The organism is Gimesia chilikensis, assembly GCF_008329715.1.
Classification (GTDB): Bacteria; Planctomycetota; Planctomycetia; order Planctomycetales; family Planctomycetaceae; genus Gimesia; species Gimesia chilikensis.
The window spans coordinates 36,100-51,804 of the sequence record NZ_VTSR01000002.1 but is presented as its reverse complement, the minus strand read 5'-3'; the positions used below and the strand labels follow the sequence as shown (position 1 = coordinate 51,804).

Sequence of the window (15,705 nt, the reverse complement as noted above, 5' to 3'; positions counted from 1 at the left end):
AATAATCAAGAGTGTTGTTGTGTTGCAGTCCGCAGGAGTTCTGCTTCCGATGTTTCGCTGCGAACCAGTCGATCGGCGTCCTTGCCGGAGAATTTCCAGAATAGGCCCGGGTGGATAAAGAATTCACAGAAGGTGGATGTGACCAGGCCTCCCAGAATCACAGTCGCGACGGGATAGAGGATTTCCAGTCCCGGTTTGTTCCCACCCACCACCAGGGGAATCAGGGCGATTCCGGCTGTGAGGGCGGTCATCAGCACGGGAGCCAGTCGTTCCAGGCTGCCGCGAAGCACCATCTCGGGAGAGAAGCTTTCCCCTTCCTCTTCCATTAAATGGAAATAATGCGTCACGAGCAGAATGCCATTCCGAACGGCAATCCCCCCCAGAGACACAAAGCCCACCATGCTGGCGACCGTCAGAGTCTGGTCGGTTAAGACCAGCGCGAAGACACCTCCGATGAACGCCGTCGGGATGGCATTCAGGATCTGAAAGGTGATGCGAGCGGAAGGGTAGAGCATCATCAGTACGATAAAGATCCCGGCGACCGAGACGGCAGCCAGAATGGTAATCAGGAGTGTGGCCGAACGTTGTGCTTCAAACTGCCCACCGAACTCCACAAAATAACCGGTTGGCAGTTCGACTTCTGCACGAACCTGTTTTTCAATCTCAGCCACGGTACTGGCCAGATCGCGTCCCGAGACGTTACAACGAATGGTCTGTCGACGGCGGACATTTTCCCGGTTGACCAGGTTCGGACCACTGGCGGAAGCGGGAAAGTCAGCCAGCTCCCGTAAGCGAATCTGTCCTCGTCCATTGGGGAGTTCGAGCCTGAGTGTACCCAGGTTATAGGGATCGGAACGATACGGTTCATCGAGCTTGATGACCAGATCGAAACGCCGCTGTCCTTCGAGCACCTGAGAGACGGCTTCGCCTTTGAGGGCAGTCTCAACAAAGCGGGCGACGTACTCCCGGCTTAACCCGAAGTAAGCCAGCTCATCGGGTTTGAGCACCACATGCAGTTCATCAACGCGTTCCTGAGGATCGATGATCGGCGGGGTTACGCCGGGGATGTCAGTGATGGCAGCGCGGACGTCTCCTGCCAGTTCGCGGAGCTTATCGAGATCATCACCATAGAGTTTGATGCCGACCTGGGCTTTGACGCCGGACAGCATGTGGCTGATCAGGTGAGAGAGTGGCTGCTCTGCTTCGATGCCAACTCCCGGGACGTTGGTTTTCAGATCGGAGAGTAACGTTTCAAGGAATTCATCCCGGTCGTAGTCTGCCTGTGGGTTCATCGTCAGAATGTATTCACCCACGTTGACAGGTTGAGCATGTTCATCCCGCTCAGCACGTCCGGTTCGGCGGAAAAAGTGCAGGATCGGGCCGCGGGGATTGTCCTTTGTCTTTTGCATTTTGACCAGTTGGGCATCGATCAGCGAGGAGGCTTCGTTAGACGCTTTGAGGGAAGATCCTCCTGGCAGGGTAACGTTGATCTGTACGCTGCCTTCATCGAATTTCGGTAGAAAGTCAGCTCCCAGTCTGGAGAGTTCCCAGACGCTGACACCGACCAGGGTCCAGGTCAGCAGTAGTAGAACTGCAGCATGCCGCATACTGAACCGGATCAGGTATCCGGCGCCCCATTTCAGAAACCGCAACAGCCGCCCATCCTGATGCGTGTGGGTGGCCTTGGCCTGGGGCAGCAGGTAATACGAGAGGACCGGTGTCACCGTCAGCGAAACGAGCAGGGAAGCCAGGATGGAAACAATGTAGGCGACACCGAGGGGCACAAACAGACGTCCTTCAACTCCCGAGAGAGCAAACAGAGGCATAAAGGCCAGCACCACGACGGCGGTTCCAAAGACAATCGCCGAACGGATTTCCCGACTGGCTTCAAACACGACAACTATCGCCGGTTTGGGATCCGGGCTGATATTGTTTTCTCCCAGACGACGGAAAATATTTTCCACGTCCACAATCGCATCGTCGACAAGTTCTCCGATAGCGACGGCGATGCCTCCCAGGGTCATCACATTGATCGACAGTTCGGTCCCCGTGAGCACACCCACCACGCGGAACACGAGCGTCGTGATGACCAGCGAGAGAGGAATGGCCGTGAGGGTAATGAACGTTGTCCGCAGGTTTAAGAGAAACAGGAAGAGTACGATCACCACCAGTACCGCTCCGATGACCAGCGCCTCTTCGACATAGTAAATTCCGCGGTCGATGAAACTCTTCAGCTTAAACAGTTTGGTATTGATGACGATGTCGGCGGGCAAGGAAGTTTCCGCATCACGGAGTGCCGCCATGACGTCGTCGGTCAGCTTGCGGGTATCAGCGTGAGGCTGTTTGACAATGGTGATCACGACTCCCGGGTGTCCGTCGATACTCGCGTCTCCGCGTTTGGGTGCGGGACCTTCGACGATCTCCGCCACGTTCTCCAGCAAAACCGCCCGGTCTCCATTCATTTTCACGGGTGCCTGGCGCAGCTCTTCGAGGACATTATTGGTCAGGGCACCGAGTCGGCCGATGACCCGCACGGGGCGTTCGGTCTGTCCGCTGAGGATAAATCCGCCACTGGCATTCAGATTGTTCGACTGCACGGCTTCTTCGACATCCTGCAGGGAGACATTATATTCCTGCAGCTTGATCGGATCGACGAGGACCTGGTACTGTTTCTGATCGCCGCCCATGACGATGACTTCAGCGATGCCATTTAATTTGAGCAAGCGGGGCCTGATTAACCAGTCAGCCGTGGTCCGCAGGTCCATCTTTTCTTCTAAAGGCGTGGGAAAGACAACGTCGTAAGAACGTTTATTCCAGGTAAATGAAACCTCTCGTCCCGGGAGTGCCGGATCCCAGTGGGGGTCCTGCACTTCGACTTTTTGCCACTGGTCGGGATCGTTGCGTACGACGGGATCCCAGACAGTGAGCACGGGGCGTCCATTCTGCTCAGTCCGCTCTGCAAGCAGATCTACCTGCTCCAGCGGCGCAAGCAGTCCGCCTTGTGGTCCTTTGCGACGATGGATTCCGACGTGCAGAATCTGTCCCATGATCGAGGCCTGGGGAGTCATGATCGGACGGATCCCGGGCGGCATGGGGACGTTGGCCAGGCGTTCTGAAACGATCTGCCGGGCGTAACGCGGTTCCGTCTGCCAGCTGAACTCGACGTAGATGACATTCATCCCCTGGCTGGACTGACTGCGGACATCCTCAACGCCGTTGGCCCCCAGAATGGCTGTTTCGATGGGATAAGTAACGAGGGTTTCCACCTCTTCCGATGACATGCCGGGACACTGTGTGAGGATGACCACGCGCGGACGGTCGAGGTCAGGAAAGACGTCGATCGGCAGCTTGGTGGTCAGGTAACCGCCATAAGCCAGAATGACCACACAGGCCGCCAGGACCAGAGTGCGATGGGTTAACGAAAGTCGGATAATGGAATTGAGCACGGCGTTCTCCTATTTCCCTTCGTCTTCGTTTTTGTGGAGACTGCCGTCCGCGTGGATATGGTAGCCTTCGGGCAAATCATTATCGGAGGAGGACTTCAGCATGCGATTTAACTGTTCGGCCGCCCCCTGAACCACAAAGGAACCGGGGGTGAGTGAACCATCATTGGCAATCACGGTATGGCGGCGATCCCGTTCCAGTATCCGCACCGGTTTGCGGTGGAAGGTATTTACATTCTGGGTGAAGACAAACGCCTCCGCGCCTTCGCGAGCCACGGCGTCAGCGGGGAGTACGAATACGTTGTCCAGTTTTTCCACCCGAATCATCAACCGGACTTTCTGTCCGGGACGAAACCGCCAGAGCACCTGGGGCTGCCCATCCTGTTTTACCACACGCGACTGATTGTCCAGTGGCAGACGAAAAGCAAAGGTACGGTTCACCGGATCGATGACATTCATCAGTTTCTGAATGTGAAACACCTGATCGACGGGGGGCCAGTCGCTGGAGCTGTGTTCCTGGAAATCGACGTCGACCGGCCAGCCTTCTCTGACGCTTCGTTCCAGCAGTTGGGTTTCATTCCGAAAGGCACGCCCTTCGATGGCGAGCAGACGATGGTTTGCCAGCAGGCATAACATCTGGCCCGTTTTCACCTGTTGTCCGAGGTCGATGTCACTCTCTTGAATTTCAAAGGTGAGCGGCGTCTGCTGACGGGATGTGTCTCCCGAAGTTTTCATCACGACGGAGGTCTCCTGCAGCCGGGAAGGGGGCAGGCGATCGGGAACGAGAATATCCAGGTCCCGCACAAAATTTCCCTGGGCGATTTCCTGCAGCTGCTGGGGAGTGAAGCCCCGATTGCGCAGTTCGTGCTGATAGCCTTTGATGGCGACTTTCAACCGTTTGATTTCATTGACGACTTCGATGATGCGTGCCTCGGGTATTGCGCCCCGCGAGGTCTCCAGGCGTTTCTGTTTTTTCTCGGCCAGTGCGATGTTGTGGGTGTCTTTGAATAGATTCGTCTGCGTCTGCTGTAGTGATTCACTGAGGATGCCAATCGTATACAGCACGTCTCCCGGTCGCACCGTATCGCCCGGGTAAAAGTTCATCTTCTCCACGACGCCCTCCACGGGAGAGATCACGCCCTGGTCGCTGCGGCCGGGGCGATCGACGATCATGCCCGGGACCTGCAGCGTTTTCCAGTACGTTTCCGGCAGGATGGATTTGACCCTCAATCCCAGGTTGGCAATCGCCTGATCTGAGAGAATGATCTTCTGCTGTTCGGAATCTTTTTTACTCCCCGATTTTTTCGAGGCAGCAGCCTGACGATCCGCGTCAGACGGATTCTGCTCCAGCAACGGCAACCAGCGGTCTCGTAAAACGAACGCTCCGGCAATGACCACAAACACTGCGATCGCCAGAAGGGGTTTCAGTGATTTCAGAAGTACGTTCATGTCTGTCCCTTATCAGGTCGCAGATCAGTGCAGCCAATGGATGCGATCTCTTTCAAATGAGATCCACAGTGAATCAATGCGGGAGTATTTCTCTGGAGAATCAGACCTTGAAGATCGCGAACTGCCTGCTGTGAAACGGAATGTCACCGAGGGCAGGAAGAGCAATGTCAACGCCTGAAGCGAGAGGCAGCAGTGGCCAGATTCAGAATCCGATCTGGTACTGCCGGGGTGGCATGCTTAGATCAGAATTGCGTGATGGCGCAGGAACAGCGGCGCAGCAGGATCGGAGGGCGCGCAGTCAGGCTCACGGAGGACCGGCCCGTAAGCTGGTACCACTTCGCTGACGGAATCCGCCCCGGTCAGGGACCAGAGGAGCAGGTCGTTCACATCGAGGTTGATACTGGATCTTGCCCCGGAAGTGAGGTCGGCACTGTTCAGATAGATGGCTGAGGAGTCGTGGTCGAACGGAGAATTCAGTTGACTGGAGGGTTCTTGCTCCTGCTCGGAATGCGCGTGATCGCCATGTGCATGGCTGTGTTTCCCGTGGGAATGCACGTGCTCATGTTCCGTGTCAGCCTCGGAAGAGTTCAGATGAATGTGGGCGCGTAAGTGGTGTCCTGCAGGCTGGTTACCTGCATGCTCGTGTCCGAATGCGAAAGACTGAGTCAGCATCACAAACGGAATCAGAATCAGGGACACGGTTTTTCGAAACATACCCATCGTTTCAATAGAAGGTCTGAAAGCGTTGACCGTATTCTAACATCCGGCCTGTTAAAGTCCAGATCGACTCTCACGATACGGAACCCGCAAATGTGATCAGGTTAAGATTCCGCACTCAAGGCGGCGATGTCCTGTCGCGGGGGTGCGCCGAAGAGGCGGCGGTATTCTCTGCTGAACTGGGAAGGGCTTTCGTAGCCGACGCGGAATGCGGCCTCGGCTGCTTCCAGTTTTTCGCTGAGCATCAGGTTGCGGGCTTCCTGCAGACGCATGCGTTTCTGGTACTGGAGCGGCGTCATGGCGGTGACATTTTTAAAGTGCTGATGGAAGGCAGAGATGCTCATGCCGACCTGGTCTGCCAATGATTCAATCCGCAGTGGATCAGCGAAGTGATCTTTCAACCAGCGGATGGCGCGGGCAATGCGGTAAGCGGGAGCGCCTGCCAGCGCGATCTGGCGGAGTCGTAATCCCTGGGGTCCGGTTAAAACACGATGCGTCATCTCGCGGAGAATCAGCGGTGCCAGGGGGCGGAGATCACTGGGAGTATCAAGCAGGTCAACGAGCCGCCTGACTGCATCGAGCAGCGGGGGCTCGACCGCTGTCACGGTGAGTCCGCGTTCAGACGGTCCTGGTGCTGAAACGGTCGTTCCGTCGGCCAGCAGTTCTCCGACCACTCGGGAGTCGAGGGAAATCTGCACGCCGACGTATGGCTGAACCGTCGTAGCTTCCACCACACGCGCATCCACGGGCAGGTCGACCGAGACAAGCAGGAACTGCGCAGGGTCCATGCGATAGGATTCACCGGCCAGCACGACTTCCTTGGAACCTTGTAGAATCAGGCACAGGCAGGGCTCGTAGACGAGCGAGGTCATTTCCGTCGGTGTTGTGAAACAGGAAAGCTTCAGTTCCGGGATCGGGGTGTTGACCACTTTATCGGGAGTCGCCTGCCGCTGGACGGTCGACGCCAATGCTGTCAATTCGGTGTTGTGCATGCTAATTCTCTTCGGGATATCCCCTTTGTCGTTTAAAATATTAATCCGAGTTGGATGACTCTATTATACCGGGCCGAGGCGGGGGCGGCTACTTATAAATTGGCATGCCGAATAGAATCAGGCAATCACCGTCGAGAATTGTGCTACCGGGTCGAGCAGAGGGGCTCCTAGAATACCTGCGACGTTCAAACGGAATTTCATGCGATTCTGACTGCAGTAAGCATGTCGGGCACCGGAATCCCGTGTCAGAACCCCTGATAGCATATTCTTCCAGGGCCGCGGAGGATCAGGCAATGAACGGCGAGGATCGTGCTACCGGCTTTGCAGCAGGCGACCTATGATGAAAGATGAAACGAACAATACCAGCTGACTGAAAGGGGGCAACAGATGATGGGCGATGATTCGAATATTCAGACGAAACACATTGCTGACGGTGTAACGCAGTCCTCAGCGATCATGGGGCGTCGCCAGTTTGTACAGATCGCTGGTGCGGCCGTCTTTGCGTTGTCAGTCACAGAGCATACTCAAGCAGTAGAACACATTCAGCAAATAAAGGAGACTCCCATGGAAATCACACGAAACGGCTCTCAGGCATCGATGGCGGGACCAGCGGACTGGTTTACCGGCAACACGCGGATCGATCCGCTGTTTAATTGTCCTGAACCGGCGCGGGCCGCCGGTGCGAGCGTCACCTTTGAACCGGGGGCCCGGACTGCCTGGCACACCCACCCGTTGGGGCAGACTCTGATCGTGACATCGGGAGTGGGGCGTGTCCAGGTCGAAGGGGGACCGATTGAGGAGATTCGTCCCGGCGATGTGGTCTGGTTTCCGCCGGGTGTCAAACACTGGCATGGAGCAGCGCCGACCAAAGCGATGACGCACATCGCCATTCAGGAAGCACTCGATGGCAAGGTCGTCGAGTGGTTGGAACACGTCACTGACGAACAATACGGAGCGTAAACGAAACCAGATTTCGGTTTCAAATAATTCAACAGAGCAGCAAAAGGATACTTATTATGAATAATCAGAATATCGCAGGCAAAGTTGTGGTCATCACGGGTGCAAGCAGTGGACTGGGAGAAGCGACCGCGCGGCTGCTCTCTTCTGAAGGGGCGACTGTTGTACTGGCCGCCCGGCGGAAGGAACGGATCAACGCCCTGGCAGAGGAAATCAATGGTAAGGGAGGTCAGGCACTGGCGGTCTCTACCGATGTCACCAATCGGGGGCAGGTCAAGGAACTCGTCGACAAAGCCGTCGCGACTTATGGTCGGGTGGATGTCATGCTGAATAATGCGGGGCTGATGCCCCTCGCTCCGCTGGATCAACTGAAAACTGACGAGTGGGACCAGATGATCGATGTGAACCTCAAAGGGGTTTTGAATGGGATCGCAGCTGCCCTGCCGCATATGCAGGCGCAGAAAAGCGGACACTTTATCAATGTTTCGTCTGTGTATGGCCATAAACTCGGACCCGATGCGACAGTCTACTGTGCCACAAAATTCGCCGTCCGGGCTCTGTCGGAAGGACTGCGCCAGGAAGTGAAGCCTTACAACATTCGTACGACGGTCATCTCACCGGGTGCGGTTGCTACCGAGCTGCTGGAACACATCAGCGATGAGAAAATCCAGTCGGAAACGAAAGGCTTTGTGGATCAGATCGCCGTACCGGCAGACACGTTTGCCCGGATGGTGGCGTTTGCGATCAACGAGCCGGCTAACGTGGATGTGAATGAGATCCTGTTCCGGCCGACTGCCCAGCCTGTTTAGGCTGAGCAGTCGCGTTGATCGGCAGCCGAGGCGTTCAGAGTTCAATTTTGTCAGAAAGGACACACGATGCCCCACGTAATCGTCAAGCTCTGGCCGGGCAAGTCAGAGCAACAGAAGCAGGAACTGGCGGAGCGGATTACCAAAGATGTCATGGATGTATTGCATTATGGTGCGGAATCAGTTTCGGTTGCTTTTGAAGAAGTGAAATCCAGCGAGTGGCGGGAGAAGGTTTATCAGCCGGACATCATCGCGAAGCGGGAGCAGCTCTATAAACAGCCGGGCTACGACATGAATGATTTATAAACATCCCTCGGGACGAGGAGGAGAGAATGAGCGGTGCATGGTCACCTGAAGAATTAGCGGCGATTGCCCGAACCGATGATCTGCATATCGCCGTGCTGCATGAGGATGGAGCGTCTTATGGTACGCTGACCTGGATCTGGTCTGTCGTGGTGGAGCACAATCTTTATGTGCGTGCTTATCACGGTCAGAACTCACGGTGGTACCAGTCTGCCTTGCGGGAAAAGGTGGGGAAAATCACGGCGGCCGGTTTGACGAAAGAGGTCACGCTGGAGCCGGTCAGTGGCGTCATCAATGATCTGATTGATGATTCCTACCGGGCGAAATATGGAGACAGTCCTTATCTCGCCCCGATGATCGGCGCGGGGCCCCGTTCGGCGACAGTGAAGATCACGCCAGGTGATGCGGCAGCGCGCTGATGCAGTGCCGGCTATAGTCGCTGTTGATATGTTTATACTGAGAATCAAGAAAGGGACACCGATGAAGATTTCTTTTGAGAACCAGGTGGCACTGGTCACTGGTGCTGCGTCCGGCATGGGACTGGCAACCGCGCGGGCCTTTGCGGAAGCAGGGGCCACGGTGGTACTGGCAGATTACCGGGAAGAGATTGTCAAAGCGGAAGCAGAGCAACTCAACTCCGCCGGCGGACGAGCCATGGGAATCGGTTGCGACGTGAGTGACGACACTCAGATTGAGGCGATGATCGCGCGCACGGTTACCGAATTCGGGCGACTCGATGCCGCGTTCAATAATGCCGGCGTGATGGCACACAAGGCTGAGATTGCTGATACCCCGCGCGACGAGTGGGAGCGGGTCATCGGGATCAACCTGCGCGGCGTGTGGAGTTGCATGAAGTTCGAGCTGCAGCAGATGAAACAGCAGGGGAGTGGCGCGATTGTCAACAACGCATCTGTCGGCGCTTTGACGGGGAATCCGGGTATCGCTTCGTACATTGCCTCGAAGCACGGTGTAGTCGGACTGACGCGAACGGCAGCACTGGAATACGCCCGACAGGGAATCCGGGTTAACGCGGTGAACCCCGGTCTGATCGATACCCAGATCGCGCGAGATGTGGTTAACGGTGACGAAGAAGCGTACGCAGCCTTTGCTGAGAGTGTGCCCCTGGGACGTGCAGGAACTCCTGAGGAAATCGCTGCTGCGGTATTATGGCTGTGCAGTTCTCAGGCGAGCTACGTTGTCGGCCATGCACTGACGGTCGATGGCGGGATGACCGTTGGGTAATTCGCCCCGACTACCGCTTTATCAGCGGCTGGGACATAACGTCGGGGGCGTCTTGTTCAGCTCTTACAGAGATGGAGAGCTGAATTGAAATAGATTTCCAGTGCACAAGTTCAGGGGAACAATTCGTTATATCTGGATTACTCGAACGAATCTGCTTAACCCAACTTCGACAAATCCTGGTGTTGCTTAAAAACAACATTTTCTTCCGCTTCGATTTGACTGCGTTCTATTGTTAAGCGAGCGAGGAAGAAAACTGCTGACGCTCGTTATTCCGGCGGTGATGAATCGTCCGGTTTTAACGAATGCGTATTGATTCACTTATGGTGATCCTGTCTTCTTTGTTCGCTCAGAACAGTCAACCAGTCTCGCTGCCGCTCGCAGAGACTGTCTGAAACCATCCTTCAGCCCACTATTGTGCTGAGCGTGATACCAAACCCAAGAAGAATCAGGAAGGGGCGTTTTCAAGTTCGCCTTGAATCAACGCAGCCTGCGATCCGTTTAAAGAATGATGTCCGCCAGATATTTTTACATAGCTATTTTGATCACACTTGTGATGTGCGCGCCGCTTGCGGCCGAAGAAGCCTGCCCATCGTGCGCTCCCGGACATTGTGCAACTTCCCTGGATGAGAACGCGTTCCAGGCGGAGGGGCCCTTCGTCTTTTTCTCAAAGCTGTTCGACACCAGTGATTTCCCACAGCGCTGGTATTGCGGAACGTGGTCATCGGATAACGGCTGGTTACACATCATCTCAGATATCGGCATTTTCGGGGCCTATTTCGCGATTCCCGTGATCCTGCTGTACTACATGTTACAGCGGAAGGACCTGCCTTTTCCCAAAGTTATCTGGTTGTTTGCCGCATTCATTCTGTTTTGCGGCCTGGGACACCTGATTGAAGCCGGTATCTTCTGGTGGCCCGTCTATCGCTTTTCCGGTCTGATCAAAGCGTGTACGGCGATCGTCTCCTGGATTACCGTGGTGGCGTTGATCAGTCTGATCCCGGCAGCATTGAACCTGCCCTCCGCTGCGCTGCTGGCCAAAGAACTGCAGAAGAATAAAGACCGTCTGGAATTTGCTTTGGATTCGGGACAGATTGGCATCTGGGAATGGGACCTGAAGCAGAATACCTTTTATGGTGATCAACGCACGCAGGATATCTTCGAGGTCTATGGGGGAGAAAAGGAGTTTCGCTTCCAGGATTTCCTGAACCTGTTGCATCCTGATGACCGCAGGGGAATCGATGATCAGATTGAAGACTGTATCACTTCCGGGTGTCCGTTCAATTCCAGGTTTCGGATCATCCATGCTGATGGCAGCATGCACTACATTCACGCGGAAGGTAGAGTGACATACGGAGACGATGGTGCGCCCGAGCAATTCATCGGAGTCTGCCACGATTTCACGGAGAGTAAACTTCAGGAGAATGCGCTCCTGGAAAGCGAACAGAATTTCCGCAGTACATTCGAGCAGATTGCCATCGGGATTGCGCTGGTCGCCCCGGATGGCAGTTGGTTGCGAGTCAATCACGGGCTGTGTGAGATTGTCGGTTACGACAGTGATGAACTGTTGAAGCTGACGTTCCAGGATATTACGCACCCGGACGATCTGGCAGCCGACCTGTATCATGTCGAACAGCTGTTAGCAGGTAAAATCGACTCCTACTCAATGGAAAAGCGGTATATCCGCAAAGACGGTTCCGTGGTCTGGATTAATCTGACGGTCTGCCTGGTAAGGCATCCTACGGGAGAACCCAAGCACTTTATCTCTGTTGTCGAAAACATTCAGGAACGCAAAGACGCGGCTGAGGAACTGAAACAATATCACGATCAGGTTGAAAAACTGTCACTGGTCGCCAGCAAGACACAGCACTCGGTGATTATTTCCGACGCCCAGGGGCGGATTGAATGGGTGAACAGCGCATTTAGCGAGTTGACTGGTTATGAACTGGCTGAAATCGAAGGCAAAAAGCCGGGCGAGATCTTACAGGGACCGCATACAGACCCGGCGACGGCGGCTGTGATTCGTAACCATCTACAACAGCAGAAAAGTGTCGCGGTTGAAATTATCAATTACGATCGGCAGCAGCGGGAATACTGGGTGGAAGTCAAAATCGATCCCGTATTCGATGAGTCGGGAACCTTGATCAACTTCATCGCGACGCAGGTTGATATCACCCCACGTAAGCAGTCAGAGCTGGCCTTACGTAAGGCCACCGGCCAGTTCGAACGGTTATTGACTGCTGATATTCTGGGAATCATGACCTGCCGACTGGATGGCAGAATCGAGCAGATCAACGATGAACTGCTGAGAATCCTGGGCTACAGCTATGAAGATGCCATCGATAACCAGCTCAACTGGCAAGAGTTGACACCCCCCGAGTGGGCACCAATGGACCTGGCCGCGATTGAAGAATTGAGCCAGACGGGACACGCCAAACCATTTGAGAAAGAGTATCTCCGCAAGGACGGAACACGCATTCCGGTGGTAATTGGCGTGACCATGCTGGACGAAGCGGACGACCTCTGTCTCTGTTTCGTGCTGGATGTCACTTCACAAAAGGCGACCGAAGAAAGTCTCAAAATTGCCAAGCAGACAGCAGAAGAGGCGAGTCGGGCGAAGAGTGAATTTCTGGCGAACATGAGCCATGAACTGCGTACGCCTTTGAATGGCATCATTGGCATGACAGAGCTGCTGGGCCTGACGAAACTCGATCAACGACAACACCAGTTTGTGGACGCCTGTCGGACCAGTGGGGAATCACTGCTGTACCTGATCAACGATATTCTCGACTTCTCCAAGATTGAAGCCGGGAAGCTGGAACTGGACCAGCAGGCCTTTGACCTCGAAAAGCTGATGATCGATACCGTATCGACCATGGCCTGGCGAGCTGCGGAAAAAGGACTCGAATTACCCTATTATGTCGAGCCCTCTTCACGACGCATGCTAAACGGCGACAGTAATCGCCTGCGTCAGGTTCTGGTAAACCTGATTGGAAATGCGGTCAAGTTTACCGAAGCGGGTGAAGTTGTGGTACGTGTTGAATCGGTAAGCACAACTCAGGATCAGCTCAGGACGCGATTCTCGATTTCCGATACCGGAATCGGTATTTCGGAAGAAAAAATCGGCCGCCTGTTTCAGTCGTTTTCGCAGGCCGATACCTCGACGACGCGAAACTATGGGGGCACCGGTCTGGGACTGGCGATCTCGAAAGAAATTGTGGAACTGATGGGTGGAACCATTGGAATCGAAAGCGAACCGGGTACCGGCTCGACGTTCTGGTTTGAGATTCCCTTCCAGGTTATTTCAGATACGACAGAGACAGCACCTCAGACTTCCAGTCTGGAGGGTAAACGGGCTCTGATTGCGGAAGAGAATCAGACCTGGAGACAGATTCTGTGTGAGTACGCGTTGGAGTTAAAGCTGGATGCAGTGGCAGTGAGTACGTTCGCTGAAGTGCAAGAGGCGATCGAAGCCGGTACCCAGAACAATGTTGCCTATGATCTGCTGCTGGTGAACTCTGAGCTGGCCGGGCCTGATGAGCTGAAGTTATGGAACAGTTCCCGGGAGGGCATGCCTCACACAGTGCTGCTGCTCAATTCTCTGGAGGACCAGCTGGATTCAGAGCAGAAGCGTGAGGTTAACGCGACGATCTGCAAACCACTGCATCGACATCAGTTGTTGAGCGTGATCGACGGTGTATTGAACGGCCGAACGCACGGTGGCCTGAAAACCGCGGAGACTGCCGAGGAATCTCCAAGAAAGGACCAACCGGTACTCCCGGCGGCCCATGTACTGATTGCAGAAGATCAGAGCATCAACCAGATGTATATGGAAGAGTTACTCAAAGCGCTGGGTTGCACCTGTGAAACGGCTCTGAATGGTCTCGAAACCATTGAAGCGGTCAAACGAAGTCAGTTTAACCTGATTCTGATGGATTGTCAGATGCCAGAGATGGATGGTTTTGAAGCTTCACGGCAAATCCGTCAACTGGAGGCAGACGGTATTTTGAGTGGTCACATCCCCATTGTGGCGTTGACCGCGAATGCGGTGAAGGGGGATCGCGAAGTCTGTCTGCAGGCTGGGATGGATGATTATCTCAGCAAGCCGGTTCAGGTGAATCAGATTCGAGACGTGTTCGCACGACTGCTGGAACAGAAGACAGACACTGCTGATTCGTCCCACGCGGATTGTGATCAGAGCGAGCAGAGCCGTGCCGAGTCACCGATAGACAGTCGGCAGCTCTGGGAACGCTGTTTTAAAAACCTGGATTTTGCCAACTCATTACTGAATGAACTTGAGGCCGTCGGCCCCGACCGCATCACTGAGATTCAAGAGAATGCCGATCAGCAGAACCTGACAGGAATCGCGCAGTCGGCGCATGCGTTAAAGGGGACAGCCGGGATTCTGTGCGCCTCTCCGTTATATGACCTTTCGCTCCAGGTCGAGAAGGCCAGTCAGAATGAGTCATACACAGATGATATTAACGAGCTGATCAAGCAGGTGGTTGCAGAAATGCAGGAGTGCCTGGACAGCCTGCCTAAATTACGAGAAGAATTTCAAACGATCAACGAGAACGCGAAATGAAGCAAGCATTAGTAATCGACGACGACTCCCTGGCCCGCCTGGCCATTCAAAACACGCTGCTGGAAGGTGGCTACGAGGTGCTTACAGCCGGTAACGGCCAGGAAGGGCTGGAGTTGCTCAGTCAGAACCATGCCCAACTGGTGATCTGTGACTGGGAAATGCCGGTCATGAACGGGATCGAGTTCTGTAAGGCCGTCCGAAACAGCAACCTCAACCGTTACATTTACGTGATCATGCTGACTTCCAACAACCAGTCGGAAGATATCATCAGCGGGTTACACGCAGGCGCTGATGACTACGTGACGAAGCCGTTTCATCCAGGAGAGCTCCTGATGCGGGCAAATGTGGGGCAGCGGATTATTGGCCTGGAAAGTCGTGAAATGACGATCTTCGCCCTGGCCAAGCTGGCCGAGTCGCGTGATCCGGAAACGGGTGCGCACCTGGAGCGGGTTCGTTCCTACTGTCGGGTACTGGCCCTGCAGTTGCAGAAACAGCCCCGGTATCAGAACCTGGTGGATGACAACTTCATCAATCTGGTCTATGAGACCAGCCCGCTGCATGACATCGGTAAAGTTGCGATCCCCGACAGTGTGCTGTTGAAACCGGGACGCTTGACGGACAGTGAATACGAACTGATGAAGACACATACGCTGAAGGGTGCGGAAACCTTAGCGGCTGCGGTGAAGCAGTTTCCGAATGCCCGTTTTCTGCAGATGGCTCATGACATTGCCCTGCATCATCACGAGCGGTTTGACGGTGATGGTTATCCATATGGGCTGGCCGGGGAAGCGATTCCACTGGAAAGCCGGATTGTCGCCGTGGCTGATGTGTATGACGCGCTGACTTCCAAGCGGGTCTACAAAGAGTCTTATTCTCATGAAATGGCCGCAGAAATCATTCAGAACGAATCCGGCAGTCATTTCGATCCGGAGATCGTCACTGCATTTCTGGAAGTGGAGGATGAATTCATCCAGATCCGAAAAAATAATGCCGACTGCGAGAGCGAGGAAGAAGAAGCCCGCAAACGTTGCATCACCGCCGAAAAACGATTGTTACTCTCGCACGGTGCGCTGGCGTAGTCATTTCGTCTTATCCTTCCTTTCAAATATAGACGCCACTGCCAGAAATTGAGGCTGCATCGGGGAACAGTCCTGCGCGAACGACTGCGCGATGTTCATATTGGCGCGGCGGTGCGGTTGCTTAGAATCGGTCTG

The 15,705-nt window shown here is 54.7% G+C and carries 12 protein-coding genes; 8 read left to right on the top strand and 4 right to left on the bottom strand.

All coding sequences use genetic code 11. From position 1 onward, the window contains the following. Positions 1 to 5 precede the first annotated feature (5 nt). Positions 6 to 3,446, bottom strand: a complete 3,441-nt coding sequence (locus FYZ48_RS02520; protein ID WP_149337209.1) for an efflux RND transporter permease subunit — start codon at positions 3,444 to 3,446, stop codon at positions 6 to 8. Between the two features lie 9 nt (positions 3,447 to 3,455). After that, positions 3,456 to 4,892: an efflux RND transporter periplasmic adaptor subunit gene (locus FYZ48_RS02515; protein ID WP_242022333.1), complete on the bottom strand. Its 1,437-nt coding sequence runs from the start codon at positions 4,890 to 4,892 to the stop codon at positions 3,456 to 3,458. Here FYZ48_RS02515 and FYZ48_RS02510 point away from each other — a divergent pair. Next, the gene (locus tag FYZ48_RS02510; protein ID WP_149337207.1) at positions 4,891 to 5,070 is read left to right on the top strand and encodes a hypothetical protein; all 180 of its coding nucleotides are present in this window, start codon (positions 4,891 to 4,893) and stop codon (positions 5,068 to 5,070) included. The two genes, FYZ48_RS02515 and FYZ48_RS02510, sit on opposite strands and share 2 nt — an antisense overlap. Before the next feature lie 59 nt (positions 5,071 to 5,129). Here FYZ48_RS02510 and FYZ48_RS02505 read toward each other — a convergent pair whose 3' ends face one another. Both FYZ48_RS02505 and FYZ48_RS02500 read right to left on the bottom strand, forming a co-directional pair. Then, the gene (locus FYZ48_RS02505) at positions 5,130 to 5,606 is read right to left on the bottom strand and encodes a hypothetical protein (RefSeq protein ID WP_149337205.1); all 477 of its coding nucleotides are present in this window, start codon (positions 5,604 to 5,606) and stop codon (positions 5,130 to 5,132) included. 107 nt (positions 5,607 to 5,713) lie between these two features. After that, entirely contained in the window at positions 5,714 to 6,601 is an 888-nt protein-coding gene (locus FYZ48_RS02500; RefSeq protein WP_149337203.1) for an AraC family transcriptional regulator, read from the bottom strand. A 564-nt stretch (positions 6,602 to 7,165) separates the two neighbouring features. Between FYZ48_RS02500 and FYZ48_RS02495 the strand changes: the two genes are divergently transcribed. The 7 genes from FYZ48_RS02495 (at position 7,166) to FYZ48_RS02465 (ending at position 15,570) form a co-directional block, all read left to right on the top strand. Then, positions 7,166 to 7,561, top strand: a complete 396-nt coding sequence (locus tag FYZ48_RS02495) for a (R)-mandelonitrile lyase (RefSeq protein WP_149337435.1) — start codon at positions 7,166 to 7,168, stop codon at positions 7,559 to 7,561. A 56-nt stretch (positions 7,562 to 7,617) separates the two neighbouring features. After that, positions 7,618 to 8,367, top strand: a complete 750-nt coding sequence (locus FYZ48_RS02490) for an SDR family oxidoreductase (RefSeq protein WP_149337201.1) — start codon at positions 7,618 to 7,620, stop codon at positions 8,365 to 8,367. 66 nt (positions 8,368 to 8,433) lie between these two features. Next, positions 8,434 to 8,670, top strand: a complete 237-nt coding sequence (locus tag FYZ48_RS02485; protein WP_149337199.1) for a tautomerase family protein — start codon at positions 8,434 to 8,436, stop codon at positions 8,668 to 8,670. A gap of 26 nt (positions 8,671 to 8,696) precedes the next feature. After that, on the top strand, positions 8,697 to 9,086 hold the full coding sequence (locus tag FYZ48_RS02480; protein WP_149337197.1) for a DUF2255 family protein: 390 nt from the start codon (positions 8,697 to 8,699) through the stop codon (positions 9,084 to 9,086). 61 nt (positions 9,087 to 9,147) lie between these two features. Beyond that, positions 9,148 to 9,909 carry an SDR family NAD(P)-dependent oxidoreductase gene (locus FYZ48_RS02475; protein WP_149337195.1) on the top strand — a complete coding sequence of 254 codons (762 nt, stop codon included), beginning with the start codon at positions 9,148 to 9,150 and terminating at the stop codon, positions 9,907 to 9,909. Positions 9,910 to 10,462: 553 nt separating this feature from the next. Then, on the top strand, positions 10,463 to 14,491 hold the full coding sequence (locus FYZ48_RS02470) for a PAS domain S-box protein (RefSeq protein WP_187781842.1): 4,029 nt from the start codon (positions 10,463 to 10,465) through the stop codon (positions 14,489 to 14,491). After that, positions 14,488 to 15,570: an HD domain-containing phosphohydrolase gene (locus FYZ48_RS02465; RefSeq protein ID WP_149337190.1), complete on the top strand. Its 1,083-nt coding sequence runs from the start codon at positions 14,488 to 14,490 to the stop codon at positions 15,568 to 15,570. The genes FYZ48_RS02470 and FYZ48_RS02465 overlap by 4 nt, the downstream gene beginning before the upstream one ends. The last annotated feature ends 135 nt before the right edge of the window (positions 15,571 to 15,705 follow it).